The following is a 24,826-nucleotide window of genomic DNA, read 5'->3' on the forward strand; positions in this document are numbered from 1 at the left end:
AACAATATGCACCAATACAAAAGAAGTTCAGAGCTCTTCGATCAGGCTCAGAAGTATATTCCAGGAGGTGTAAATTCTCCTGTAAGAGCATTTAAATCGGTAGGTGGCACACCTGTTTTTATCAAAAAAGCTAAAGGAAGTATCCTTACTGATGAAGATGATAATGAATACATTGACTATATCTCGTCATGGGGACCTATGATTTTAGGTCATGCTCACCCAAGTGTAATTAAAGCCATTAAAGATAAAGTTGAGTATTCAACCTCGTTTGGTGCACCCACACAACTGGAAATTGAGATTGCCAAGCTTATTGTGGACATGGTTCCTAATATCGATAAGGTAAGAATGGTAAACTCGGGTACTGAAGCTTGTATGTCGGCTATTCGTGTAGCTCGCGGCTATACAGGTAAGAACAAGTTTATCAAATTCGAAGGTTGTTACCATGGTCATTCTGATGCTTTCTTAATTAAAGCAGGTAGCGGAGCCAGCACATTTGGAGAACCAGATTCACCAGGTGTTACCCCGGGAACAGCTAACGATACGCTAACAGCCAAGTACAACGATATTGCAAACGTCAGACAAGTTATTGCTGATAATAAGGGTGAAATTGCTGCTATTATTATCGAAGCCATTGCTGGTAATATGGGCTGTGTCTTACCTAAAAAAGGATTCCTTGAAGAATTACGTCAAATCTGCGACGAAGAAGGTATTCTTTTGATTTTTGATGAGGTGATGTCTGGTTTCCGTTTGGGTAAAGGTGGTGCACAAGAGTATTTCGGCATTAAAGCTGACTTGGTAACCTTTGGTAAGGTTATCGGTGGTGGAATGCCTGTTGGTGCTTATGCGGGTCCTGATGAAATCATGAAAATTGTTTCTCCAGTAGGACCAGTATATCAAGCTGGAACGCTTTCGGGTAATCCTATTGCCATGATTGCAGGTTACACCCTATTGACTGAATTAAACGAAAAACCTGAGCTTTTCACTGAACTAGCTGATAAGTGTGAATACCTACACAAAGGTTTAGATCAAGTTCTGGCTGCTTCTGGCTTCGACTATAAAATCAACCGTTGTGGATCGATGATTTCAATCTTCTTTACGAATGTTGATGTGGTTGACTTCGATACGGCTGCAACAGCTAATAACGAGCTATTTCCTAAATTCTTCCATGAAATGTTGAAGAGAGGTATTTACTTGCCACCATCATCTTTCGAGAGTTATTTCTTATCTAACTCATTAACATACGAGATGCTTGATAAAACCATTCAGGCTGCTAAGGAATCCTTGGAAGCCATGAAAGCTTAAACCTTTTTAAGACTTCATATATCATCCCAAGTTCAAATAATGAACTTGGGATTGTTTTTTTTAGAGCACCACTCTTATTTCAAAAATTCATCACATCAATTAGATAAGGGAAGTACTCAGTTGCAAACTTGACCTCTTCCGTTGCACATGGAAGGTGTTCTGTTGGGGTGTGAAGGTCGTCCGTTGCACAACGGAGAGACTAAATTTCGTAAGGGAAGTCTTAAAAAAATCGAACCAGGGTATATGTTTTCTTACGCACTACTTTTCTTGGGATATCAAGTCAACTCTTCTACAATTTTTGTAAATTTACCTTCCTCATAAGACAAACACCTAAGACAAACCCCAATCATGCCTATCACACTAAAAGACCTTAAAGAAACCCACCAAAGAATAAAACCATATATTCATAACACACCTGTTCTAAGCTCAAGCTTAATTAACGAAATTGCAGGTGCTCAGCTTTATTTTAAGTGTGAGAATTTTCAGAAGATGGGTGCTTTTAAAATGCGAGGTGCTTTAAATGCTGTTCTACAATTGAGCGATGAGCAAAAGAAACGTGGTGTCGCAACACATTCGTCGGGAAATTTTGCCCAGGCTCTGGCCTTATCAGCAAAACTACAAGGCATAAAAGCCTATATCGTGATGCCCGAAAACGCACCTGAGGTCAAGAAAAAAGCTGTAAAAGGCTATGGTGGTGAAATCATAGAATGCGAAGCAAATCTTGAGGCCCGGGAAACAAGTCTCAATAAAGTTGTCTCAGAGACAGGTGCCACATTCCTGCATCCCTACAACGACTACCAGGTGATTCAAGGACAAGGAACGGCTACAATGGAGTTAATTGAAGAACATGATGATTTGGATTATATCATTGCTCCTGTTGGTGGCGGTGGCTTACTTTCAGGTACTGCCCTTGCTGCTTACCACTTTTCACCTAAAACCAAAGTCATCGCTGGTGAACCTTTCGGTGCTGATGATGTCTGGCAATCTTTAGAGAAAGGCGAATTGATTCCTCAAACGAATCCTCAAACCATGGCTGATGGACTACTCACGTCGTTGGGAGACAAAACCTTTCCCCTTATTCAGGAATTGGTCGAAAAAATCATCCGTGTGGAAGAAGACGAAATCGTTACAGCCATGCGACTGATATGGGAACGCATGAAATTAATCGTTGAACCTTCAAGTGCTGTAGCACTGGCTGCCATATTAAAAGAGAAGGAAAAATTTCAAGGTAAGAAGATTGGTATTATCCTTTCTGGAGGCAATGTAGATTTAGGGAATTTGCCTTTTTAATATCAATTGTATAACACTATCAACAAATGCATTTTTAAACGATATATATTAAAACAAACCTGTTTTTCACAGGATTATGGAAAAATAACATTACGATCAATGACATTGCTAGATACATGATTAATCGCGTCTCTACGGTTGAGCATACTTCAATGGAATGTGATGGCGCAACAGGATTAAAAAATCCAATGTTATCGGATGGTTTATCAAAAATAATACGATGGTATAAAGCTTGTGTATCATTAAAATCTCATAAAATTCATGTTGATTTCATATGGCAAGCCCGATTCCGTGATCATATTATTCGAAATGATGAATCTTTTCAAAAATCAAAGAATATATCATCAATAATCCTTTAACTTGGTTTGAAGATAAATTTCACATCACCAGTTAAAATCACTGAAAACAATTTATCCTGTTAGCTATCGGGAGCCCACAAAACTTAGCAAGACCATCAGTATATGAATAAAAACAGCAACAAGCCTATCGAAAGCCATATTGTCCCAAAACAAAACACCCCTATTCGTCTGCAGGAATATGGTGTCGGAATTTTTAATGCCGCCATAACCAAATCGGCCTTAAAAAAAGCCTTAAAGAAAAAATATATTAGAGTTGATGGTCATGTTGCCACTACGGCTACCTTTATAAAAGGAGGAGAAACCATTGATATTTTCATTACGGAAGCGATTAAGCCTAAGAAAAAACTGATTTTCCCACTTGAAGTATTATTTGAAGACGATTACTTAGCCGTAATTCATAAACCTGCGGGTATTTTGGTGAGCGGCAATCGTTTTAAAACCATTGCCAATGCCTTGGTTCAAAACATCAAACGAAGTGAACTTCCTGATGCAATTATCCCACAACCTGTTCATCGTTTAGATTATGCAACCACAGGAATTTTATTGGTAGGGAAAACGAGCAGTAGCATTCGGGCTCTTAATAAACTATTTGAAAACAAAGAGGTTGACAAAAGCTACTATGCCATAAGCATTGGTGAAATGGACATGGAAGGAAAAATCACTTCAGAAATTGATGGCAAAAAATCTCATTCAAACTATAGAGTCTGTGAATCTGTTCCATCAGAAAGATTTGGCAAACTCAACTTGGTGCAATTAGAACCGGAAACAGGTAGAAGGCATCAATTACGTATACATCTGTCGAGTATTGGGAATCCAATATTAGGAGATAAAGAATATGGAATCGAGAATTTAATATTAAACGGTAAAGGCTTATATTTGCATGCCTATTCTTTAAAATTCAGACATCCATTTACAAATGAAGAAATCCATCTAAAGGATGAACTGCCTCAAAGGTTTAAAAAAATATTTGATTAAATACAAACGACATCATTCATCCGTTCTGTTTTAGCTTTTGAGGTTTTATTAAAGCTCCCCTATCTTAAATTTGGTATATTTAAAATAAAAGCTCAAAATGTATCCATACCACAACAAAATAAAACAACGAATAAAAAACGATGAATTGAAAGGCTATGAGTATGTCGATAAATACAAATCAATAAGTCCTTGTTTGATACTGCACTTTATTACAGAACCCAAAATTAGACCCATTCGAGAACATCGTTTTAAAGAATACGAAGAGATCATTAATAAGCTTGCAAAAAAATAAAACGGCATATGGACTTTGAAGCAATCCTATCCACATTCCCTGGCAAAGAAGCCGCTGTTCTCATTGCTAAAGAAATAGCCAATGAGCCTACTCTGATGCCTAAACTTTGGAGATTTGCTACAAGTGCACATGAAAAATCGTGGCGAGCAACTTGGTTGATGGATAAGGTTTACGATGAAGCACCAGAACTCGTTCGCCCCTACATTCCACAAGTGATTCAACTTATTCCAAATCTCAAGTGCCAAAGCAAGCAGAGACAATTCCTAAAATTAATTTCTGCAGAACCACTTCCCAAAACCATATCGGGTGATTTTATTAATTCTTGTTTTGATCTACTAATCTCCAACTCCACTCCTGTTGCTGTTCGGGTTTATGCCATGCAAATTCTATTTAATTTCTCACAACAAGAACCTGATATCAAAAACGAATTAGCACTGGTTATTGAAGAATTTATTAGTGATGGATCAGCTGGCTTTAAGTCGAGAGGCAGAAAAATTCTTAAGAAACTGAATACCTAATATAAATATTTATCCAATTCAGCCTTAAGCTGAAAGAATGTTATTGGCTTAGATATGAGTTTTAAATCTGTTGATATCAAAAACATGACTGGAGTTGAAGTCATATTGTAGGCTACAGCAAACTCTCCTTTCAATCCAGCCTTATCGCAAGCATTAACCCAAGTATAATCACGATCTTCAACAAAATTCTCCCAAGACCTGATATTATTATCTATAGAAATAGCGACAACTTCGAGCCCTTTACGATGATAAGTTTGATATAAATTCTGAATTCTATCGAGTAATTCAACAGAACCCTCACAATGAGCTGACCAGGCAACCAATAAGGTGATGTCACTATTCACCTTTGAGAGTGATTCAATGTTGATACTCATACAGTTTTGAAGAATAAAATCAGGTGCTTTTGAACCAATAGAAAAAGTCTTTTCATTTTCCATTCGAGTTCTCATGCTCTTATTTGCCAAAACATACTCGCATGAATTGGCCAACTTGTATGTTTTAACAACTGCGGCATATACGTTTGGAAAACTAATTTCAGGATAAGTCTGCATTAAAAAATTGACTAAACACTCCTGAGCATATTTATTCACTTCAGCTAGCCAGAAGATTTGTTGGATCATTAGATCAATTTCTTTCGATTCATTGCGTTTAAGAAGAATTTGAATCTCCTTAGTATCGAAAAAACGTTCCAGTTTATTATAAAAACAAGGCGAGCCTACCATGAGCGTATCTGTAAAATCAAAATATTGAAAATACTGATCAACGAAAAAACGACTCATACTTTTCTGATTCAAGTCGGGTAGTATATCAGCATAACTTAATGCTAATTTCAAGGACCAATCCTCAGTTCTTTTAGACCACAAATCCTTCACAAGATCTTTATATTCCTTTTGTATTTCTTTATGAATCCTTAAAATATCCTTGGTTTCAAGGGAACTATCTATTGCTTTCTGATATTCATCACCTATACGTCTTGCTTCCTGATTGTAATATCCAAATTCTGAAATATAATATTGCAATTGATTGTTCATGTTTCCAGATTCGAAGACAAGCTCAGTCTCTGGGAAATGACCTCTTATCTCAAAAGACAAATGAGGCATCTCCATTCTGAAATCGACTAGATGTCCATCTTTATCAGATAAACGATATACTCCAGGTTCACCTTCCCAATTAAAAAGTAAAACGCCAAAAGCCTTCACGCGCGAACTATCAATAGTTACAATCCCCAGATCATCTCCCTTAAGCAAATAAAATTGCTCTGAGATATGATTGTTTGCTTTAACTGACAAGCTCATTTGCTCTTGAGAAAGACTCGAAAAACTTACAAATAGAAAAATAATTAACAGATATTTCATAAAATGACTGCGGTAATATATATAATCTGGTTACGATGTAAACTAAGAAGATTGATTAATTTAGCAATCAAACTGTTTTGCTTTCTCCCAAATCACATCCATTTCTTCCAAACTCATTTCCTTTAAACTGCGCCCTAAGCCCATAGTTTGACTCTCCAAATAATTGAAACGTTTTGTAAATTTCTGATTCGTTCTTTCCAGTGCATTCTCTGGGTTTACCCCATATAAGCGTGCCGTATTAATCAATGAAAAGAATAAGTCTCCAAATTCTTGTTCTATTTTATCCTGATTACCTGCTTTAATTTCAACTTCAAGCTCCGAAATTTCTTCCTTCACCTTATCCCATACTTGTTCCTTCTCCTCCCAATCGAAACCAACACCTCTTACCTTATCCTGAATACGATTAGCTTTCACCATAGCTGGTAAAGATTGTGGTACCCCTTCCAGAACAGTGCCTTTCCCATCCTTCTCCTTAAGTTTTAGTTGCTCCCAGTTTTCCTCTACCTCTCGAGCATCAGCCACCTTTACATCAGAGAAAATATGAGGATGACGGTAAATTAATTTCTCACTAATGCCTTTACAAATATCAGCAATATCGAAATCATTGGTTTCTGAACCAATTTTTGCATAAAAAACAATGTGAAGCAGCAAATCGCCTAGTTCCTTCTTTATCTCCTCTTTATCATTCTTTAATATGGCATCAGCCAACTCGTAAGTTTCCTCAATGGTTAATGTACGCAGGCTTTCAAGCGTTTGTTTTTTATCCCATGGACATTTCAAACGTAATTCGTCCATAATATTTAGTAGCTCTTCAAAAGCTTTCAAATTCTCATTCATTCTTTCAAAATTTAATAAGAGTATTTACTCTAATAATTATCGCTCAAGACTCCATGCCTCAGGTTTTGCGGCAAACCATGGTTTTACCTGTTCCCAATTTCCTCTAAAAAAAGCTGAATTTCTATATTTATTCAAAGCATTTTCTGACTGCCAATGGCTGTGTGAGAAAAATAGGTTTTTATTATTAACATCTTGAAGAATTTCAAGAAAAGAGCAACCGTCAAAGGCTACAATCTCCTCTTTTTCTCCAGCTGTCAATCTTTTAAAATCAGCAATATGCTGATCTTGAATTTCTAACTTTACAAATCTAACGATCATGAAATTTAACTCTTATATCCGAATTTGTGTCTATTTCCAATAATTTAGACAACTCACCTTTATTCATTGCTATCTCAAGCATTCCTGCCGAATTGAAAATAGCCAGAATATCTCCCTCTGGCACATCCTTGTAGTGCTGACTTATTTTTGTAATCAAATGTTGGTTACTCTGAACCAATATCTCAAAATCTCTCCCTTCCAGTGTTGAATAGAAAAGATCCTTCGAAATATTCACAATAGCATTGCTATACGAGTCAATATAAATGACCTTACCTGTTATGGTGTCCCTCTGAATGAGGGCTCGAATAGGTACCATATTATATAATGACTTTGCCTTTTTGCCCAAGTTAGATAATTTCCCATTATTATATAGATGAGCAGCTGCAAGTGCAAAAACAGACAATTCTGGAAAATTCAATAAATGATTCTCCTTATTATTCGCTTTCAGATGTATAATTTCATCTGGCTGGTCCCTAAAAATCAAATTAAACATACCATTGTCAGTCCCTATAAAATAATGCCCCTTATTGTATACAACAATATAAGGCTGATCAGAAGTGGTTTCAGAATTTACAGTGATGATATGAATACTACCTTCAGGATAATAATGATAAGCGTTCTTTACAATAAAAGCAGCTTGCGATATATTATATGATTCGATATTGTGACTCATATCTACTATTTGGGCACCTTCACATAGCGACAACAAACGTCCCTTTAATGCTCCCAAATAATAATCACGACCATTCCAGTCGCTGCATATTGTAATAACTCCCATGAACTAAATATTTTAATTAGTGTTTGATTTTCATTCTAAGATTAAACAGAGGCTGTCTATCCTTCAAAATTTAAAGAAATTATGAAAATGCAAATTGATAGACCCTAATTCAATCGAAAAAAATCACTAATTTGTAAGCTCAAAAGTAATAAATCTCGAACAATATTTATGATAGAAAGACATATATCTATAGGCTCAATTGACCCACTCGATTTTTATGGAATAAACAACTCTAAACTTGATATTCTTAAGGAACTATTCCCAAAACTCCAGATTGTTGGTAGAGGTAACGAACTTATTGTAAAAGGTGAAGAAAAAACTTTAGATCTATTTGAAACTAAAATTAATCTTATACTTCAACACTACAACCAATACAATTTGCTAACCGCTGCTAATCTGAAAAGAATTGTACTGGAGAATACTAAAGAGATAGAGAATCCTGAAGATCCTAAAAACCTGATACTTTTTGGAAATAATGGAAAACTCATTCGTTCCAGAACACCAAACCAAAGAAAGCTCGTTGAGGAATCGGAAAAAAATGACATGGTTTTTGCTATAGGCCCAGCTGGTTCAGGGAAAACTTATACGGCTGTTGCTCTGGCAGTAAGGGCGCTCCGAAACAACGAGGTAAAACGTATCATTCTGAGTCGGCCAGCTGTTGAAGCTGGAGAAAACCTCGGCTTTCTGCCTGGTGATTTAAAAGAAAAAATTGACCCCTACTTGCAACCTCTTTATGATGCTCTATTGGATATGATTCCTCCAAGAAAGCTAGCAGGATATTTAGACGCTGAAGTGATTCAAATTGCTCCCCTGGCCTACATGCGTGGACGAACACTTAACGAAGCATTTGTGATTTTGGACGAAGCTCAAAATACCACAAGCAAGCAGCTTAAAATGTTCCTGACTCGAATGGGTACTAGCGGCAAGTTTATGATTACAGGCGATATCACTCAAATAGATCTTCCGAGAAAACAACAATCTGGTTTGGTACAAGCTTTCCGTATTCTTAAGGATATTAAAGGTATTGCCATGGTTGAATTCGATAGTTCTGATATTATTCGCCATCATCTTGTGAAAAAAATTGTGAGTGCCTACGAAATAGATGAAGAAAACGAAGCGAAAAAGTGGAAAAAAGAGGAATAAATCTTTTAAATTTGCAGACGGAGTATAAATACTCCTCTTAAATTAAAGAATTACCATTTTATAAATAATAAATCTTTCTGTAAAGATGAACGAAGCAATTGTAAAAACAGATTTCACCTTTCCTAATCAAAAGAACTTATACGTAGGAAAAGTTCGTGACGTATATAATATCAACGATGAATACCTAGCCATGGTCGTTTCTGATAGAATTTCAGCATTCGATGTAGTTCTACCTGCAGGCATCCCTTTCAAAGGACAAGTTTTAAATCAGATTGCTGCCAAATTTTTGGATGCAACCGCCGACATCGTACCTAACTGGAAAATTGCGACTCCGGATCCAATGGTAACCGTTGGTCACCTTGCAGAGCCATTCATGGTTGAGATGGTGATTCGTGGTTATTTAACCGGACATGCCTGGAGAGAATATAAATCAGGGAAACGTACTCTTTGTGGTATGCCAATGCCTGATGGAATGGTTGAAAATCAAAAATTCGAAAAGCCAATCATTACCCCTACGACCAAAGCTCTTGAAGGACATGACGAAGATATCTCAAGAGAAGAAATTCTTGCTCAAGGAATTGTTAGTAAAGAAGACTACGAAAAATTAGAAGCTTATACTTTAGCTCTTTTCGAAAGAGGCACTGATATTGCTGCTGAGAAAAACTTAATTCTGGTTGATACAAAATATGAGTTTGGTAAAAAAGATGGCCAGATCTATTTAATTGATGAGATTCATACTCCGGATTCATCTCGTTATTTCTACGCTGAAGGCTATCAAGAAAGAATCGACAGAAACGAACCTCAAAAACAATTATCGAAGGAATTTGTTCGCGAGTGGTTGATGGAAAATGGTTTTCAAGGTAAAGAAGGACAGCAAATCCCTGAAATGAACTCGGATCGTATCAAGCAAATTTCTGAGCGATATATCGAACTTTATGAGCAAATCATTGGTGAGAAATTTGTGAAAGCGGATACTTCTTGCATTAACTCAAGAATCGAAAATGGAATTGCAGATTGTTTAAAAAGCATGTAATATTTCAATATTAAGTTATTATTTAAGGCTATTCTCTACCAAAGGGGATAGCCTTATTTCTTATTAGCATATTATAGTCAATATAGAATCATTTCTTATGTAAAAAAAAAGCTCATCCAAAATTGGTTTAAACAAAAACAAGCTTATATTTGTACTGACCAAACCCAAAACCGTTTAACTAACTAATACGACTATTTACATAAACAATATGTACATTAGTCAACAAGAACAATCTATGAAACGCCTTATTCCCCTACTGATTATCCTGCTATTAGGTACAACTACATTTGCAAATAACTCAACAAATAAATTCGGAGTTATAAATGGTACGATTAAAGATATAAAATCGAATGAAGCCATTGAGTATGCTACAGTTTCTGTTTTCAGCAAGGATAAATCGAAACTGATTGATGGAACCATCACTAACGAGAATGGTTTTTTCGAAATCAATAAATTAAAACCAGGTAATTATTATATCGAAGTATCCTTCATTGGTTATGAGAAAAAAATTATTCCTGATATTGCCATTAGGAGCTATCAAAAAATGATGAATCTTGATATCATCAAGTTAAATTACTCAACCAAGGCTCTTCATGAAGTTGTTGTAAACTCAGATAATCATGCTATAGATTATCAAATCGACAAAAAGGTAATACCAGTTGGGAGTCAACTTTCAGCAGCTGGTGGTACAGCAATTGATGTTTTAGGAACAGCTCCTTCAGTAAGCGTGGATGTAAATGGTAATGTTAGTTTAAGAGGAAGTACTAACTTCAAAGTTCTTATTGATGGACGTCCCACAATCCGAAGTGCTCAAGAAGTTTTAAGTCAGATACCAACCAATCAAATTGAGAATATTGAGATTATTACCAATCCATCTGCAAAATTCGATGCTGAAGGCGAAGCCGGTATTATTAATATTATCAGTAAAAAGTTTACTCTAAAAGGATCAAGCGGTTTTATAAATATCACTCCAGGCAGTCATGATAATAGGGCTGGAAGTGCAATGTTTAATCTAAAAAAACAGAAGAGTAATTTCAACTTAGGAGCCAATTATACTCAAAAAGCATATTCAGGTGAAAGAAATAATTATCAAACATTATTTACCGAACCCTATACATTTATTAACTCATCAGGAGAATTAGATTATAAGAGAAATATTTATAAATTTTCTACTGCTTATGATTTCGAAATTGACTCCTTAAATTCATTTTTTATTACTGCTGAAATTGGACGTTCAGATCTAGACAAAAAAGATGACTTAACCTACGATACTTTTCAAACAGGAAGTAGTCATTTTTTTGAAGAAAGTTTGGAACAAATAGATACTAGAACGGATCATTACGTTACAACATTCAATTATCTACGAAAATTCAATAAAAAAGGACATCACCTCAATACCTTTATCGATTATTCTGGCAGAAATTGGAAAAAAATAGTATTAAACAATAGCGAAATCACAGGCCAAAGCAATACTTATCATTCATTTATCGAAGAAGAGGCAAAAGGTGTTGTAATTTCATCAGACTACACCCTCCCCTTAGCTGGCAAAAGCAAATTTGAAGCAGGGTATAAATTTCTTTCATTTGAATTCAATACCGATCGGGATTTTAAGGTAAAAAATATTATTGATCCAGATTTCTCTCAGAATTCCGATTATAATAAAACAATGCATAGCCTTTATAGTACATACTTTGGCAAAGTAAATAAACTATCATATCAAATTGGCTTAAGAGCTGAGCATATCAATAGAGAGAATATATATGCAGGCAATAAATACAAGGTCAACCGTTGGGATCTATTCCCAAGCATTCATACACAAATGGATGTTGGTAAAGTGAGTGAACTATCGGCAAGTTATTCACGACGAATTAAACGCCCATCAAGTTCACTTTTAGAAGGCTTTGAAATATGGAATGATAGTCATAATCGCACCAAAGGAAATCCTAATCTAAAACCGGAATTAATTCATTCATTTGAATTAAATTTCAGCACCAAACTAGGAAAACATTCTCTGTCTTTTGACTCCTATTATAGATCTAAAAAAGGCAAAACAGAGCGAATTAAGACAATATCCGATGATAATTCGAGTATTGTTATTACAAGCTATGAGAATGTAGGTGAAGACCATACCGTCGGTCTTGAGTCATTTGCTAGCTTAGCGATTTCTAAATGGTGGAAAAACTTACTGCTTGTAGATGTTTCTCATTATAAAATTGATGGTGAATATTGGGATAGTTCTAATTTGAATAATATCGAAAAACATGATTTTTCAACTTCTAGCACCAACTACACTCTACGCAGTATAAGCAATTTTCATTTGAGTAAAATAACCCAACTACAACTTGATCTAGAATATAACTCAAAATCGAAATGGGCGCAAGGCGAAAACGGTGATTCATTCCTAGCGACAAGCACACTTAAGCACAGTTTCTTCAAACGAAAACTATCTGCAAGCTTTATTGTTCGCGATATATTAAATACTGCAAATTTGAAGAAAACATATTACAACAACGACTTTAGTCTAATTAATAAATTCAAACAAAAAGCACCAACTTTCAAAATAAGCTTAAGCTATAAGATTAATAATTATAAAAGCATTAGAAGAGCAAAAGGGGCCGATATAGGTCAAATGTAAAATTTCTAAAAATATAAATGAGAATCTGTGAATGATAAAGCTTAATCAGCTTCGTTTCACAGATTTTTTTTGCCTAACACTTTTTATCACGTCAAAATCTATCAATTCTTATATAAACCAGAAATTTTATGTCTCAAAATATTTTATTTGAAAAATTCTTATTTGCTTTGTAGTAAGCACATACAAAACTGACGAGAGTGCTCAGCTTACAACCTATAAACCAACTACTTTCATGGCATTTATTCAAAACGAAAAATTATTCTCAGGCAAATGGTTCTATAATTACGCCCTACTTGTGGCAGGAGCCTTTGTACTAGCCCTAGGTTATATTTTCTTTATTACACCTCACTTTATAGTCCCTGGAGGGGCTTATGGTATTGGTATTATCGTCCACAAGCTTTCTATTGGTTTATTTCCTCATGGTCCCTTTGGCGTTCTGGAAGCATCAGAATACTCCGGCTTCTTTTCGAATATCGCCTATTATTTTATGGACTATCAAAACGATATGTTTCATCAATACCAAGGAGGTATTCCAGTTGGTCTCACAGGCCTTGTTATTAATATTATCTTGGTTTTAGCGGGTATAAAGATCTTAGGCCCACGCTTTGGCTTAAAAACCTTTTTTGGCTTTTTCCTTAGCTCTCTTTTTATAGATCTGGCGACAAAATGGTGGGGATTGGTTCCCTTAGTTGATGATGTGCTCCTATCCTGCGTTTTTGGAGGTATTTTTATTGGTTTTGGTTTTGGCCTGATATTAAAAGCAAAAGCGACAACGGGAGGAAGCGATATTATTGGTATGATGGTATCTAAATCTACCAAATTACCATTAGGGCAAATGATCATTTATATCGACTTACTTATAATACTTTGTAGCCTGTATGTTGATATGGATTGGCAAATCCCTCTCTACTCACTTATCGTTCTTTATATTTCGGGTCGAGTAATTGATATCACCATTCAGGGTTCAACTTTTGAGAAAGCTTTATTCATTATCTCAGATAAAACAGAGGAAATCCGTGATAAAGTTGTAATAGATATGAAACGAAGTGGAACCTATCTTAAGGGACAAGGGATGTATAATGGGCAGGATAAAACAATGATCTTTATCGTTGTCAATCGTCGAGAATTATCTATTCTTAAAGATTATATTGAATATATCGATCCCAATGCATTCATCACAGTAATGGAAACCAATGAAATCTTAGGAAAAGGCTTTAAGTCTCTTTCTGATACAATGGAATAAATTCGATTTAGTTTCCTTCTAGAAACAACAAATACCTTCATAAATTATGAAGGTCTTTGTTGTTAAATGATGATTTAGGACTTACATCATGTTATGGAAAACATGCTGTACATCGTCATCCTCTTCTAACTTGTCAATTAGCTTTTCAACATCAGCAACTTGCTCTTCACTAAGCTCTTTTGTATCCATTGGAATACGTTCAAAACCTGAACTAATTGGTGTAATATCATTATCTTCCAAATAAGCTTGTACTCGACCAAAGTCTTCAAATGAGGCATATAACATGATACCATCTTCTTCAGCAAATACATCTTCAACACCCAAATCAATAACTTCAAGTTCTAGTTCTTCAAGATCCTGACCTGTGTTCTCAATTTTGAAATGACACTTATGTTCGAACATGAACTCGACACTACCGGTAGTACCTAAACTACCTTTAGTCTTAGTAAAGTAAGAACGAACATTTGCAACGGTACGCAGGTGATTATCAGTAGCAGTCTCTACCAATACAGCAATACCGTGGGGTGCATATCCTTCATATATAATCTCCTTATAGTCTTTTTGATCTTTAGAAGTCGCTTTTTTAATCGCTCGTTCGACATTATCCTTAGGCATATTAACAGCCTTTGCATTTTGGATTACTGCACGAAGACGAGAATTAGTTACAGGATCAGGGCCACCTTCTTTAATAGCCATTACAATTTCTTTTCCTATTCGGGTAAAGGCTTTAGCCATTTTATCCCAACGCTTAAACTTGCGTGCCTTTCTAAATTCAAATGCTCTTCCCATGATTTATGATTATAATTTTCGGCAAATGTAACACTTGCCTTTTATTCTATAAAATTTTTCGCTGATTAAATCGCAGATCTTACGATTTACGGTAGGTTTAATACTTATTAATCGCAATATCTGCATTATTTATTGCCTATTCCAATCCTGAATTAGGTTCTTTAGCCATATGATTATAGGTCAATTTTTCCAATAAGCCTGGAAACCATTTTTTCAACCAAACCGTAAATTTACCTTCTACAAAAGTTAAAATCAACTCGCGCTTACGTTTTACAACAGCTTTAGCAATATGAGCTGCACAAACCTCAGCGGTCATCATCTTAGCTTCATCGCGCGGTGTTTCGCCTTGAGAGCTACCATCTGCTGTTAAAGCTACATTCCTAACATTAGAAGCTGTAAAGCCTGGAGCAGCGACCAAAACGTGCACTCCCGTTTTTAAGTTTTCGACTCTAAGTGTATCCAGGAAACCACGAATCGCATATTTAGAAGCCGAATAACCCGTTCGGCCAGGTAAGCCGACATAGCCCGCTATAGAGATAACACCTACAACAGATCCTTTTGATTGAGTAATGTATGGCATGGCATATTTGGTACAATACACGGTACCCCAAAAATTCACATCCATCAAATTTTTAAGAACGGATAGATCACAATCTTTAAATAAGGCACGCATTGAGATTCCAGCATTGTTTATTAAAACATCTATACGCCCATATTTAGCAATAGCTTCTGAAACGAGATTCTGACAATCACTTTCAATGCTAACATCAGTTTTTACCGAAAGAACTTCGGCGCCTTGTTCGATTAATGCTGTTTCAACCTCTTTTAATTTTTCAAGGTTTCGAGCAGCTAAAACTAATTTTGATCCGCGAGATGCAAATTCAAAAGCCAAAGCCTTCCCTATCCCAGATGATGCTCCAGTAACAAGAACTATTTTATCGATCATATGCGTTTTATTCCTTTTTTATTTGTGTAGTGTAATTAAGAAGACTTTTTAATTTTACCGATATCTAATGGAATATTTCGATTGTCTACTTTTCAGAAACACAAATTTAATTTTTTTTCAGCTTTATTGTACAATCTAGACTAAATTATAAGTTGAAGCTTGAAAAATTAAAATTTCGGCTCATTTGATGCAAAAAACAACAAAATTGGCCATTTACTAGTCCATTTTTCTCAATCGAATATTGGCAGCTTATTCTCTAACAAAGCTTTAGATAAAGATAAAAAGGTTTTAACTTGCAGGAATCAAAATCAGATTTTATGCTCCTTTTTAAACCTTATCATAAGGGCAATATCAGTCATACAAAAGAATGTGCTTTTTTTTATCTTTTTTCAGTTTCTGATATCATTTTACGAACCAGTGCTATAAGGGTACTTGCAGCGCTCCAACATTAAAAAAACAAGGTATTACAAGCTTTTACGGTTTGCGTATTTAATTTAAAGGATCTATATTTGCAACGCTTTTGAAAACAAAGCTTCTTACTGATTCCTTAGCTCAGCTGGTAGAGCACATCACTTTTAATGATGGGGTCCTGGGTTCGAACCCCAGAGGGATCACAACAAGACAAGCAAAAGTCTTGCAAATAAAATCAGCACGATTCCTTAGCTCAGCTGGTAGAGCACATCACTTTTAATGATGGGGTCCTGGGTTCGAACCCCAGAGGGATCACAATAAGACAAGCAAAAAGTCTTACAAATAAAATCAGCACGATTCCTTAGCTCAGCTGGTAGAGCACATCACTTTTAATGATGGGGTCCTGGGTTCGAACCCCAGAGGGATCACAATAAGACAAGCAAAAGTCTTTTAAATAAAATCAGCACGATTCCTTAGCTCAGCTGGTAGAGCACATCACTTTTAATGATGGGGTCCTGGGTTCGAACCCCAGAGGGATCACAATAAGACAAGCAAAAGTCTTTTAAATAAAATCAGCACGATTCCTTAGCTCAGCTGGTAGAGCACATCACTTTTAATGATGGGGTCCTGGGTTCGAACCCCAGAGGGATCACAATAAGACAAGCAAAAGTCTTTCAAATAAAATCAGCACGATTCCTTAGCTCAGCTGGTAGAGCACATCACTTTTAATGATGGGGTCCTGGGTTCGAACCCCAGAGGGATCACAATAAGACAAGCAAAAGTCTTTCAAATAAAATCAGCACGATTCCTTAGCTCAGCTGGTAGAGCACATCACTTTTAATGATGGGGTCCTGGGTTCGAACCCCAGAGGGATCACAACAAGATAAGCAAAAGTCTTTCAAATAAAATCAGCACGATTCCTTAGCTCAGCTGGTAGAGCACATCACTTTTAATGATGGGGTCCTGGGTTCGAACCCCAGAGGGATCACTCGAAGAGATTGTTTATAAAACAATCTCTTTTTTATATCTACTGCGCACAAATCAGACCTACTCATCTTTTATTGTAATAATCCTACTATCTTTGTATAAAAATTACAAAAGATGAGTTTATACAAATTAGCTATACGCCCCATCCTGCTTCAATTCGATCCGGAAACGATTCACAAGTTTACCTTTAAGTGTTTTAAACTTTTTCAAAAATCAGCTTTGATGCGTTCCATCGTTTCAGCTCAATTCAATGTGAAACATCCCAAGCTTGAAAGAGAACTCTTTGGTTTAAAATTCCCAAATCCCGTTGGCCTGGCTGCAGGCTTGGATAAAAATGCCGAAGCTTTCGATTTTTTAGGGAGCATGGGCTTTGGTTTTATAGAAATTGGAACCGTCACACCAAAAGCACAAGCAGGAAATCCTCTACCTCGCCTTTTTCGCTTTGTAAATGATAAGGCTCTTGTCAATCGAATGGGATTTAATAACGAAGGTGTTGAAGAGGTTGTAAGCCGTCTACGCAAAAAGAAAACGCAGGTTATTATTGGTGGAAATATTGGTAAGAATAAGCTAACTCCAAACGAAGAGGCTACAAGCGACTATATTAAATGCTTTAAGGCTCTTTACCCTCTTGTCGATTATTTCGTTGTGAATGTAAGCTCTCCCAATACACCAAACTTAAGAGAACTTCAGGATAAAGACCCCCTAACCAAATTGCTAACTGACTTAATGGATCTTAATCGTTCTATGGTAAAGGCTAAACCTATTCTTCTAAAAATTGCTCCAGATCTGAATCAATCTCAACTTGATGATATCATAGATATCGTAAAAGAAACTAAAATTGATGGTATTGTTTCAACCAATACAACCATTTCAAGAGATGGCCTGTCTTATCCCGAAGATCAAATCCAAAAAGTAGGTGCTGGAGGTCTGAGCGGGCAACCTCTTCGTGAACGTGCAACTGAAGTCATTCGATACATTCATAAAAAATCGAATGGTAGCATTCCTATTATTGGTGTAGGAGGTATTATGAGCAAGGAAGATGCCCTTGAAAAACTGAAAGCGGGAGCTTCACTTATTCAACTATACACCGGTTTTATATACGAAGGCCCAGCCTTGGTTAAGGCCATTAATAAAGAATTACTCCGTAAACTCTAAACTTACTTGATACTCTCTTTGAATTAACACTTAAAATCGACTTGTGATAATTTATTGATTATATTCTCTTTTATCAAAAAGAGGCTAACTTTGTATACCTAACATTTAACAAATACCCCTTTTCATGGAGATTTTCATTAATCACAACAAAGTAAGTACCTTTAAAGGGGCTCGCTTATGCGACGCTTTGATGTCCTACTCAAAAGAGACTTATAAACTTCTGATAGAAAAGGAAATTTGGCTCGAAGATGAACGCGGCAACCCTATGGATGCTGACGGGCGACTTTGGGATGGCATTCAACTTTTTATTAAACTCAAAGCGAAATGATAAAAACAATTAAATCCTTATTCTTCCTCTCACTCCTACTGTTTATTGGAGCATGTAGTCAGGATTCATCCAATACTATTGTCGTTGAGAATAAGAATGAAGATATTGTGATTCTTCACATGAACGATATTCATGCAGACATCAATAATTTCCCTAAAATAGCGGCTTATATCAATAAACTGAGAGAAACCAATGAAAATGTATTTTTGCTTTCGGCTGGTGATTTATTTAGTGGTAATCCAGTAGTCGATCAACATAATAAGCCTGGTTATCCCATGATTGATCTGATGAACAAATTAAAGTTTGATGCTTCTGCTATTGGGAATCATGAATTTGATTATGGACAAGATGTTTTAAACAAAAGAATCAACCAGGCAAACTTCCCCTTTATCTGTGCTAATATAGAGGCTGAAAATGCTATTTTAAATCAACCAGAACCCTATATCACACTTGAGACTCAATTGGGATTCCAGATTATTATATTGGGCTTAATTGAAACAGGAACCCAAATTGGTGATCGCTACATTCCCTCTACTCACCCTGACAAGCTTGATGGTATTGACTTTCCTTATTACAGATATGAAATTAAAGACTATACGAATCTTAAAAAGTCGAATAACCTCTTTCTGGTCCTTTCTCATTTGGGAGAAGGTTCAGATCAGAAATTGGCTGATGAAAATTCTATAATCGATATAATCATGGGAGGTCACTCTCATAAAATTATTCAAACCCCTTATAAACGAAACAATGCTCTGATTTGCCAAGCGGGTTCGAAGGGGAGATATATTGGCCGAGTTGATATTAAAATTGAAGATGGACTTGTAGTTTCAAAATCGGCCAAACTAATAGAGGTCAACAATTTAAATGAAACTGATGAAGAAATTGCCTTATTGACTAACCAATACAATAACAACCCCGTTTTAGAGCGTGTGATTGCTCAAAATTTGGCTGAATTCAGAAATAAAGATGAGCTTGGTTCACTCATGACTGATGCGATAAATTGGAATTTAAACACGGATATTTCTTTTCAAAATTCAGGAGGAATTCGTTCATGGTTACCTTTGGGAGATATAAAAATCAAGCATGTTTATGAACTCGATCCCTTCAATAATGAAATCATTATTTTCGAGATGACTTGCGACGAAATACGTTCTCTTATCAATAACTCAGGAAAAGGTGATTTAAAGGTAGCCGGAATGCATTATCAATATATCGAAGAAGGAAATATTCAGCTTGAAAACTACGATGGAAATCTAATAGATGAAACAAAAACCTATAAGGTTGGTGTCAGCTCTTATATTGCCAGTGCCTATATTTTTGATCACAATGATGAAGGACAAAATTCTTTTATCAGTAGTTCAGAATGCCTCATTAAGTTTCTCGAATACAAAAAAGTGATTAATTATTCAGGAGTTAAACGTATTTTTGGCACAAATTAAAAAAACTCTATTATGAATTTCAAGAAGATTATAGCAGCAATTCTCGTTGTTTTAGGAATCATCCTCATTGCATACGGCTTTACTGAGCTCAACAGCTTAGAGTCACAATTCACCCGTGCTCTTGGACAAAAGGACAATAATGCTATGGGGAGTATCATTGGTGGTGCTATATCTGCAATGATTGGTTTATATCTAATGTTACATAAACGTTAAACCAAATATTCAGACATAAAAAAGGGGATAAACCATACAGTTTATCCCCTTTTTTATATGTCGTTTTCTATCTATATAATTTCTAATTACACATCATTGCAGATTGAATTAAGCTAACTCTTAACACAATATGTCCATTAGGTCTATTCCCAATAAACTCTGGTTTAAAACCAGCAGCTTCCAATTCATGCTTTACCAATCTAATTAAATCAGAGCTTACTTGATTGAAGTGATGAGCAACAACTAAACTTCCTTTATTGAATTTTTGTTCAAACTTATCTAGAATTTTACGCGCTTCAATTTTATGCTGCTGAATTTCTTTTTCTACAATATGCGAGTATGCGGATACGTTTTTCATAACTAAATAGAATTAAAGGTGAAAAAATAGATTACTGTTTAAACCGAATCAACAAGAACTAAAGTTTAAGTTAGTTCCCTCTTTGAGAATCATATTTGACTCTCCTTCCTCTCTTTAAACATTGTTTTAATTTCAAACAGAAATGTTTTATCTCAAACTTCTCTATGACAATTATAAACCTTTTTTATTAATAATCGATGATGAAACGCAAATTTATTTAGACTAACAAGCAAATAGTTGTGATTAAGCAAAATTCACTAATTTTATATCATCCTAAAAAACAAGCATTTGATATCTATAACGTAGCCAGCCTGAAAATATTCTATATTTTAATTCAGAATGCATCTAAATTCGACCAGCATTAAAGGGTCTTCTTCCTTCAGATGAGGATAAAAACCAATTAGTGCATTCCAAAGCTCTTCTTTTGATTGAAAACCATCTTTCCGGATTTCATTCACACTCATATTATTTATTGTTTTGAATGATAGTCCAGTGACTTCAATTGGCAAAGTCGAACCATCCGAAAAGTCAGCCATAGCTTCACCTAGAGGATAATGTGGCTCATCAATACGAGCCGTTTGTATTTTTTTACCAAGACGAATGTCTTGGTAAAAACTTTCGTGAAAATGTATTCTTACCATTTTATTAAAATATTATTCGCTTTCAATTTCATTCAATACCTAAAAGGTATTTATCTTAATATAAAATCATTACTTTTAATTAAATAATTCTATGAGTTTCTAGATTCAATTTTTTTATGAAAAAATCAATTCTCTGTTTATTAATAGCCTTAAGCTTTCCATTGCTTAGTTTTTCACAAAACTATTCTAATATTGACTTCGCACATCGTATTTCGGAGAAAGATCTTGAAAAAAATGTCAAAGCTCTTTGCTCCTCAATAATGCAAGGACGTGAAACTGGAACCCAAGGACAAAAAAATGCAGCAGTCTATATCTATTCGCAATTTAAACAGTTTGGACTGAAAGCAATAGATAAAAGTCAAGATAGTCTCTCCTACTTTCAAGATTTTAATCTTTCAAAACTTAGATTACCTTCGGGTAGTATTCGGATAAATACGAAAACCTTTCACAACTATAAGGATTTTGTGGCAGATCCTATACAAGATTCCACATTCTTAAATTTAGATGTTATTTTCATTGGGAACTCATCTATCGAAGACTATTCTGATATCGATTTCACAAATAAGGCAGTCTTTTTCCTAACATCAAATTTCCATAAAGCCTTTTATGAAGCTCATCAAATTTGGAAACATTCAAAACCAAAGTTGATCTTATTTAACGATCCTATAAATGATAAACTCTTTACTCGATTTATTAAAGCAAAAAAGCTCATTAGAAATAATCGATTTCGCTTTAAAGAGCCAACAAATCTGGCTGATTCTATCCATTCAACTAAAGAATCCGATTTTTTTAAAACTCTGATATCAAAACAGATCATCCCCATATCAGCACGCTTAGCTAAAGCCCTAAGTGGGTTAAAACTAAAACAACTCAAAAGAATTGTCAACAATCAAGATAAAATTGAAATAATCCAAAACCACTTAACTTTTAAATTGGTTAAAGAAGATGACATAGTCAAGACAGAGAATGTTATAGCAATGATAGAAGGTTCTAAGAAACCAGACGAATACATTCTTATCTCTGCTCATTATGATCATTTAGGAACAAACAACGGCCTGGTCTATACAGGAGCAAACGATAATGCCTCTGGAACTTCGGCACTTATTGAAATTGCTGAGGCTTTTAAACAAGCTGAATTAAAAGGATTTTCCCCTAAAAAGAGCCTTATTTTTGTTGCTTTTACGGGGGAAGAGAAAGGCTTGCTTGGATCCCAATACTTTGTAAACAATTCACCTGTTCTATTACAGTCTATCAAAACGAACTTAAATATGGATATGTTGGGACGTCTAGATGATAAGCATCAAAATCCAGACTATATCTACTTACTTGGCACTTCAGATCTAAATCCACAACTTAAACCTCTGAGTGACAGCTTAAATAGACTGCAGTCAAATTTGATTCTGAATTATAAATACGATCAGCCTCATAACCCACTCTATGGTGCTTCCGATCAAGCTTCTTTTGTAGAAAAGGGTATCCCCTCCATCATGTATTTCAATGGATTACACAATGATTATCATACTACAGAAGACACGGCCGATAAATTGAATTATAATAATATTAAACGGGTTGCACAACTCGTATTTCTAACAGCTTGGGAACTTGCCAATCAAGACTAAGTATAATTGCACAAGTCTTCAATATGATTCGTTTCGTGTACAATATTAACTCTTTTATCAAGAAAATAATCAAGCAATAATTTATTAAATCTTATTATTTGTTCAATTTAATTCTGATTTTTCAGATAAGAAGCACTATTTTTGTATAATATAATCAACAACATCCTGTTTATGAGAGCTATTCTACCCTTATCGATTATTGCCCTGAGTTTATTGTTATTCTCATGTCAAAAAGAATCTAAGCATTCTGGCTATGTAGATGAAAACGAAGCTTTAGTTGAAGATTTAAAAAAAGTATCTGGTGATTCAAGAACCTATAACTACGATTTTAAAATTCTGGAAGAGCCTAAATCAGAGGGTGTCAGTTACTATGAACCAACCTCTATTAATGAAGCCTTTACAAGTATTCCTAAAGAAATGAAGGATGCCATTCACTTGCCAAACGTAGGTAGTTTCCCTTTTACTTCTGGCACTGAGATGGCTAACATTGTAACATTTTGGAATAAAACGAATAAGCTCATTTTTGAAATTCAGATTTCTTATTTTGAAAATGGAGCTGGATACAAGGCTGACAATCAAGATTTCTTTATTATATCAGCAACCCAGTTGGCTGATAATCCATTTATAGACACCAGTTCTGAAGAGGATCCAATCGATTTATGGATTGAAGAATTTAATATGAACGGCATAGAAGGTCCCGAAGAAGTTGTAATCTATCGAAAATTAGATCTAACTCCTGACTATCCCTTATTCTTCAAAAATTGGCAACAAAATTGGTCAACCATGTACGCATACTATTCATATGATTCAAGCAAAAGCCTGATTGAGCACACGTCAACGGGTTCAAAAATGTATTATGCCTGGCACAAAGGTTTAATATTCCAAATTGGGTATAAGTTTGCAGATGACACCATCGATATGGAAGCCGTTGTTCGTAATATTATTTTAGGTTCTTAAATTATAAACCTTCACAATGCCTTTTTAGGTGTCGCAAGCCATTCTGTATACCTTCATCAGAATAGTGATGCCAAAAGCTGTCAAAGCCATGCTCTACTCCATGCAGATACTCAAAGCTATGGGGTAGTTTTATTTCATCCAGATAGTCATGCATAGCAAAACTCGCTTTTCTATTCTGATCTCTTACAAAACGATCTTCAGTCCCAATTTCCAGATAAAGCTTAACCCCAGAGTCAATTAATGTTTGACGATTATCACTTACCATTTCTTTGTTTAAGGCAAGGCTGTAATCGCTTACGTAGCCCATAGAAATGACCGATTTAAAACTATTGGGATATTTAAACAAATAGTGTAGAGCACCTCCTCCTCCTCTGGAGTGACCTTCAATCGAAACACCTTCCTTCACTCCACCTGCTTTAAAATTAGCTCTACAAAACTCTATAAACTCACCATTCAGTTCGGGTATTAGCAAAGCTTCATTTTCGGGAGTAAACCATTGAATCAAATCTCTGTTTTCATCCCCCCGAACACCAGCAATGACAACATCTGGGATTTTTTTCAACTTAATCCATTGATTTAAGTCCTCAGCCCTAACATACTTTGAAAAAGTTTCTTCATCACCTCCCTGACCGTGTAAAAATAAAATCAATCTATAACTTCGATTAGGATCCCAGTTGGGTGGTAAGTAAACAAAGTACGGTACCTGAGCTCTCACCATTGACTCAAATGAGGATATGGTATATTTTCCTATGGCTCTAGTTATATCGAAGGCTAATGTCATTTCTAATAGATCTGTTGAATCGATTAACATCAAATCCTATCTTATATATCCGATGATTTTTCATGATGCTTATCATTCATTGGATAAATTATTGGACTGCTTATTTAAAAAAGCTGTTGAAGTT

General features: G+C 35.4%; 25 protein-coding genes and 8 tRNA genes. 24 read left to right on the forward strand and 9 right to left on the reverse strand.

From position 1 onward, the window contains the following. Positions 1-6 precede the first annotated feature (6 nt). The 6 genes from hemL to DWB61_RS07755 all read left to right on the forward strand — a co-directional run bounded on the left by hemL (position 7) and on the right by DWB61_RS07755 (position 4,736). Positions 7-1,302, forward strand: a complete 1,296-nt coding sequence (hemL, locus tag DWB61_RS07730) for a glutamate-1-semialdehyde 2,1-aminomutase (RefSeq protein WP_125030332.1) — start codon at positions 7-9, stop codon at positions 1,300-1,302. Positions 1,303-1,650: 348 nt separating this feature from the next. Continuing rightward, complete coding sequence (locus tag DWB61_RS07735; RefSeq protein WP_125030333.1) at positions 1,651-2,592, forward strand: pyridoxal-phosphate dependent enzyme; 942 nt, start codon at positions 1,651-1,653, stop codon at positions 2,590-2,592. Positions 2,593-2,708: 116 nt separating this feature from the next. Beyond that, positions 2,709-2,951, forward strand: coding sequence for a hypothetical protein (locus tag DWB61_RS07740; RefSeq protein WP_125030334.1), 243 nt, complete (start codon positions 2,709-2,711; stop codon positions 2,949-2,951). Positions 2,952-3,053: 102 nt separating this feature from the next. Then, positions 3,054-3,926 carry an RluA family pseudouridine synthase gene (locus DWB61_RS07745; protein ID WP_125030335.1) on the forward strand — a complete coding sequence of 291 codons (873 nt, stop codon included), beginning with the start codon at positions 3,054-3,056 and terminating at the stop codon, positions 3,924-3,926. Positions 3,927-4,023: 97 nt separating this feature from the next. Continuing rightward, positions 4,024-4,218 (forward strand): hypothetical protein, encoded by a 195-nt coding sequence (locus DWB61_RS07750; RefSeq protein WP_125030336.1) that lies wholly within the window; start codon positions 4,024-4,026, stop codon positions 4,216-4,218. Between the two features lie 8 nt (positions 4,219-4,226). Then, the gene (locus DWB61_RS07755) at positions 4,227-4,736 is read left to right on the forward strand and encodes a hypothetical protein (RefSeq protein ID WP_125030337.1); all 510 of its coding nucleotides are present in this window, start codon (positions 4,227-4,229) and stop codon (positions 4,734-4,736) included. Here DWB61_RS07755 and DWB61_RS07760 read toward each other — a convergent pair. The 4 genes from DWB61_RS07760 to DWB61_RS07775 are packed head-to-tail and all read right to left on the reverse strand — an operon-like array spanning position 4,733 to position 8,024. Next, positions 4,733-6,091, reverse strand: a complete 1,359-nt coding sequence (locus DWB61_RS07760) for a peroxiredoxin family protein (protein ID WP_125030338.1) — start codon at positions 6,089-6,091, stop codon at positions 4,733-4,735. The genes DWB61_RS07755 and DWB61_RS07760 overlap by 4 nt on opposite strands. 60 nt (positions 6,092-6,151) lie before the next feature. Beyond that, a complete protein-coding gene (gene mazG, locus DWB61_RS07765; protein ID WP_125030339.1) occupies positions 6,152-6,928 on the reverse strand; it encodes a nucleoside triphosphate pyrophosphohydrolase in 777 nt (258 codons plus the stop codon). A gap of 36 nt (positions 6,929-6,964) precedes the next feature. Further along, entirely contained in the window at positions 6,965-7,246 is a 282-nt protein-coding gene (locus DWB61_RS07770) for a putative quinol monooxygenase (RefSeq protein WP_125030340.1), read from the reverse strand. Then, positions 7,236-8,024 carry an SAM hydrolase/SAM-dependent halogenase family protein gene (locus tag DWB61_RS07775; protein WP_125030341.1) on the reverse strand — a complete coding sequence of 263 codons (789 nt, stop codon included), beginning with the start codon at positions 8,022-8,024 and terminating at the stop codon, positions 7,236-7,238. The genes DWB61_RS07770 and DWB61_RS07775 overlap by 11 nt, the downstream gene beginning before the upstream one ends. A 168-nt stretch (positions 8,025-8,192) precedes the next feature. Here DWB61_RS07775 and DWB61_RS07780 point away from each other — a divergent pair, with 168 nt between their 5' ends. The 4 genes from DWB61_RS07780 to DWB61_RS07795 all read left to right on the forward strand — a co-directional run bounded on the left by DWB61_RS07780 (position 8,193) and on the right by DWB61_RS07795 (position 14,078). Then, positions 8,193-9,167, forward strand: a complete 975-nt coding sequence (locus tag DWB61_RS07780) for a PhoH family protein (RefSeq protein WP_125030342.1) — start codon at positions 8,193-8,195, stop codon at positions 9,165-9,167. A gap of 85 nt (positions 9,168-9,252) precedes the next feature. Beyond that, on the forward strand, positions 9,253-10,200 hold the full coding sequence (locus tag DWB61_RS07785; RefSeq protein WP_125030343.1) for a phosphoribosylaminoimidazolesuccinocarboxamide synthase: 948 nt from the start codon (positions 9,253-9,255) through the stop codon (positions 10,198-10,200). Positions 10,201-10,435: 235 nt separating this feature from the next. Beyond that, positions 10,436-12,835, forward strand: a complete 2,400-nt coding sequence (locus tag DWB61_RS07790; RefSeq protein ID WP_158614381.1) for a TonB-dependent receptor — start codon at positions 10,436-10,438, stop codon at positions 12,833-12,835. A gap of 232 nt (positions 12,836-13,067) precedes the next feature. Continuing rightward, positions 13,068-14,078 carry a YitT family protein gene (locus tag DWB61_RS07795; RefSeq protein ID WP_125030345.1) on the forward strand — a complete coding sequence of 337 codons (1,011 nt, stop codon included), beginning with the start codon at positions 13,068-13,070 and terminating at the stop codon, positions 14,076-14,078. 81 nt (positions 14,079-14,159) lie between these two features. Here the strand turns inward: DWB61_RS07795 and DWB61_RS07800 are convergent, their stop codons facing one another. Both DWB61_RS07800 and DWB61_RS07805 read right to left on the reverse strand, forming a co-directional pair. Beyond that, positions 14,160-14,867, reverse strand: coding sequence for a YebC/PmpR family DNA-binding transcriptional regulator (locus DWB61_RS07800; RefSeq protein ID WP_125030346.1), 708 nt, complete (start codon positions 14,865-14,867; stop codon positions 14,160-14,162). Positions 14,868-15,003: 136 nt separating this feature from the next. Then, on the reverse strand, positions 15,004-15,813 hold the full coding sequence (locus tag DWB61_RS07805) for an SDR family oxidoreductase (protein WP_125030347.1): 810 nt from the start codon (positions 15,811-15,813) through the stop codon (positions 15,004-15,006). A 541-nt stretch (positions 15,814-16,354) separates the two neighbouring features. Between DWB61_RS07805 and DWB61_RS07810 the strand changes: the two genes are divergently transcribed. The 12 genes from DWB61_RS07810 (at position 16,355) to DWB61_RS07865 (ending at position 20,346) form a co-directional block, all read left to right on the forward strand. Further along, a tRNA-Lys gene (locus DWB61_RS07810) sits at positions 16,355-16,427 on the forward strand. A gap of 39 nt (positions 16,428-16,466) precedes the next feature. Next, a tRNA-Lys gene (locus DWB61_RS07815) sits at positions 16,467-16,539 on the forward strand. A 40-nt stretch (positions 16,540-16,579) separates the two neighbouring features. Continuing rightward, positions 16,580-16,652: transfer RNA gene (locus DWB61_RS07820), tRNA-Lys, on the forward strand. Positions 16,653-16,691: 39 nt separating this feature from the next. Next, positions 16,692-16,764: transfer RNA gene (locus DWB61_RS07825), tRNA-Lys, on the forward strand. Positions 16,765-16,803: 39 nt separating this feature from the next. After that, positions 16,804-16,876, forward strand: a tRNA-Lys gene (locus tag DWB61_RS07830). Between the two features lie 39 nt (positions 16,877-16,915). Continuing rightward, a tRNA-Lys gene (locus tag DWB61_RS07835) sits at positions 16,916-16,988 on the forward strand. A 39-nt stretch (positions 16,989-17,027) separates the two neighbouring features. Next, positions 17,028-17,100 (forward strand) — tRNA-Lys (locus tag DWB61_RS07840). A gap of 39 nt (positions 17,101-17,139) precedes the next feature. Then, positions 17,140-17,212: transfer RNA gene (locus tag DWB61_RS07845), tRNA-Lys, on the forward strand. 113 nt (positions 17,213-17,325) lie between these two features. Continuing rightward, positions 17,326-18,366, forward strand: coding sequence for a quinone-dependent dihydroorotate dehydrogenase (locus DWB61_RS07850; RefSeq protein WP_125030348.1), 1,041 nt, complete (start codon positions 17,326-17,328; stop codon positions 18,364-18,366). A gap of 124 nt (positions 18,367-18,490) precedes the next feature. Continuing rightward, positions 18,491-18,694: a hypothetical protein gene (locus tag DWB61_RS07855; protein WP_125030349.1), complete on the forward strand. Its 204-nt coding sequence runs from the start codon at positions 18,491-18,493 to the stop codon at positions 18,692-18,694. Continuing rightward, a complete protein-coding gene (locus tag DWB61_RS07860) occupies positions 18,691-20,133 on the forward strand; it encodes a bifunctional metallophosphatase/5'-nucleotidase (protein WP_125030350.1) in 1,443 nt (480 codons plus the stop codon). Before DWB61_RS07855 ends, DWB61_RS07860 begins: the two co-directional genes overlap by 4 nt. A gap of 12 nt (positions 20,134-20,145) precedes the next feature. After that, the gene (locus DWB61_RS07865; RefSeq protein WP_125030351.1) at positions 20,146-20,346 is read left to right on the forward strand and encodes a DUF3185 family protein; all 201 of its coding nucleotides are present in this window, start codon (positions 20,146-20,148) and stop codon (positions 20,344-20,346) included. A gap of 82 nt (positions 20,347-20,428) precedes the next feature. Here DWB61_RS07865 and DWB61_RS07870 read toward each other — a convergent pair whose 3' ends face one another. Both DWB61_RS07870 and DWB61_RS07875 read right to left on the reverse strand, forming a co-directional pair. Continuing rightward, on the reverse strand, positions 20,429-20,704 hold the full coding sequence (locus DWB61_RS07870) for a hypothetical protein (RefSeq protein ID WP_125030352.1): 276 nt from the start codon (positions 20,702-20,704) through the stop codon (positions 20,429-20,431). A gap of 329 nt (positions 20,705-21,033) precedes the next feature. Beyond that, entirely contained in the window at positions 21,034-21,345 is a 312-nt protein-coding gene (locus DWB61_RS07875; RefSeq protein ID WP_125030353.1) for an ASCH domain-containing protein, read from the reverse strand. Positions 21,346-21,461: 116 nt separating this feature from the next. Here DWB61_RS07875 and DWB61_RS07880 point away from each other — a divergent pair, with 116 nt between their 5' ends. Continuing rightward, positions 21,462-22,964, forward strand: coding sequence for a M28 family metallopeptidase (locus DWB61_RS07880; RefSeq protein WP_125030354.1), 1,503 nt, complete (start codon positions 21,462-21,464; stop codon positions 22,962-22,964). Between the two features lie 171 nt (positions 22,965-23,135). After that, a complete protein-coding gene (locus tag DWB61_RS07885) occupies positions 23,136-23,921 on the forward strand; it encodes a hypothetical protein (RefSeq protein ID WP_125030355.1) in 786 nt (261 codons plus the stop codon). Position 23,922: 1 nt separating this feature from the next. Here the strand turns inward: DWB61_RS07885 and DWB61_RS07890 are convergent, their stop codons facing one another. Beyond that, a complete protein-coding gene (locus DWB61_RS07890; RefSeq protein ID WP_125030356.1) occupies positions 23,923-24,732 on the reverse strand; it encodes an alpha/beta hydrolase in 810 nt (269 codons plus the stop codon). Between the last annotated feature and the right edge of the window lie 94 nt (positions 24,733-24,826).

This window comes from Ancylomarina euxina, from assembly GCF_003863355.1.
In the GTDB taxonomy this organism is placed as follows: Bacteria; Bacteroidota; Bacteroidia; order Bacteroidales; family Marinifilaceae; genus Ancylomarina; species Ancylomarina euxinus.

Excerpts from the sequence above, each read along its gene's own strand:
- DWB61_RS07755 (WP_125030337.1), top strand. The coding sequence starts at position 4,227 with ATGGACTTTGAAGCAATCCTATCCACATTCCCTGGCAAAGAAGCCGCT.
- DWB61_RS07890 (WP_125030356.1), bottom strand. The coding sequence starts at position 24,732 with ATGTTAATCGATTCAACAGATCTATTAGAAATGACATTAGCCTTCGAT.
- DWB61_RS07795 (WP_125030345.1), top strand. The coding sequence starts at position 13,068 with ATGGCATTTATTCAAAACGAAAAATTATTCTCAGGCAAATGGTTCTAT.
- DWB61_RS07850 (WP_125030348.1), top strand. The coding sequence starts at position 17,326 with ATGAGTTTATACAAATTAGCTATACGCCCCATCCTGCTTCAATTCGAT.
- DWB61_RS07865 (WP_125030351.1), top strand. The coding sequence starts at position 20,146 with ATGAATTTCAAGAAGATTATAGCAGCAATTCTCGTTGTTTTAGGAATC.
- DWB61_RS07860 (WP_125030350.1), top strand. The coding sequence starts at position 18,691 with ATGATAAAAACAATTAAATCCTTATTCTTCCTCTCACTCCTACTGTTT.
- DWB61_RS07785 (WP_125030343.1), top strand. The coding sequence starts at position 9,253 with ATGAACGAAGCAATTGTAAAAACAGATTTCACCTTTCCTAATCAAAAG.
- DWB61_RS07780 (WP_125030342.1), top strand. The coding sequence starts at position 8,193 with ATGATAGAAAGACATATATCTATAGGCTCAATTGACCCACTCGATTTT.
- DWB61_RS07875 (WP_125030353.1), bottom strand. The coding sequence starts at position 21,345 with ATGGTAAGAATACATTTTCACGAAAGTTTTTACCAAGACATTCGTCTT.
- DWB61_RS07775 (WP_125030341.1), bottom strand. The coding sequence starts at position 8,024 with ATGGGAGTTATTACAATATGCAGCGACTGGAATGGTCGTGATTATTAT.
- mazG (WP_125030339.1), bottom strand. The coding sequence starts at position 6,928 with ATGAATGAGAATTTGAAAGCTTTTGAAGAGCTACTAAATATTATGGAC.
- DWB61_RS07740 (WP_125030334.1), top strand. The coding sequence starts at position 2,709 with ATGATTAATCGCGTCTCTACGGTTGAGCATACTTCAATGGAATGTGAT.
- DWB61_RS07770 (WP_125030340.1), bottom strand. The coding sequence starts at position 7,246 with ATGATCGTTAGATTTGTAAAGTTAGAAATTCAAGATCAGCATATTGCT.
- DWB61_RS07870 (WP_125030352.1), bottom strand. The coding sequence starts at position 20,704 with ATGAAAAACGTATCCGCATACTCGCATATTGTAGAAAAAGAAATTCAG.
- DWB61_RS07885 (WP_125030355.1), top strand. The coding sequence starts at position 23,136 with ATGAGAGCTATTCTACCCTTATCGATTATTGCCCTGAGTTTATTGTTA.
- DWB61_RS07760 (WP_125030338.1), bottom strand. The coding sequence starts at position 6,091 with ATGAAATATCTGTTAATTATTTTTCTATTTGTAAGTTTTTCGAGTCTT.
- DWB61_RS07880 (WP_125030354.1), top strand. The coding sequence starts at position 21,462 with ATGAAAAAATCAATTCTCTGTTTATTAATAGCCTTAAGCTTTCCATTG.
- DWB61_RS07790 (WP_158614381.1), top strand. The coding sequence starts at position 10,436 with ATGAAACGCCTTATTCCCCTACTGATTATCCTGCTATTAGGTACAACT.
- DWB61_RS07750 (WP_125030336.1), top strand. The coding sequence starts at position 4,024 with ATGTATCCATACCACAACAAAATAAAACAACGAATAAAAAACGATGAA.
- DWB61_RS07800 (WP_125030346.1), bottom strand. The coding sequence starts at position 14,867 with ATGGGAAGAGCATTTGAATTTAGAAAGGCACGCAAGTTTAAGCGTTGG.
- hemL (WP_125030332.1), top strand. The coding sequence starts at position 7 with ATGCACCAATACAAAAGAAGTTCAGAGCTCTTCGATCAGGCTCAGAAG.
- DWB61_RS07735 (WP_125030333.1), top strand. The coding sequence starts at position 1,651 with ATGCCTATCACACTAAAAGACCTTAAAGAAACCCACCAAAGAATAAAA.
- DWB61_RS07855 (WP_125030349.1), top strand. The coding sequence starts at position 18,491 with ATGGAGATTTTCATTAATCACAACAAAGTAAGTACCTTTAAAGGGGCT.
- DWB61_RS07805 (WP_125030347.1), bottom strand. The coding sequence starts at position 15,813 with ATGATCGATAAAATAGTTCTTGTTACTGGAGCATCATCTGGGATAGGG.
- DWB61_RS07745 (WP_125030335.1), top strand. The coding sequence starts at position 3,054 with ATGAATAAAAACAGCAACAAGCCTATCGAAAGCCATATTGTCCCAAAA.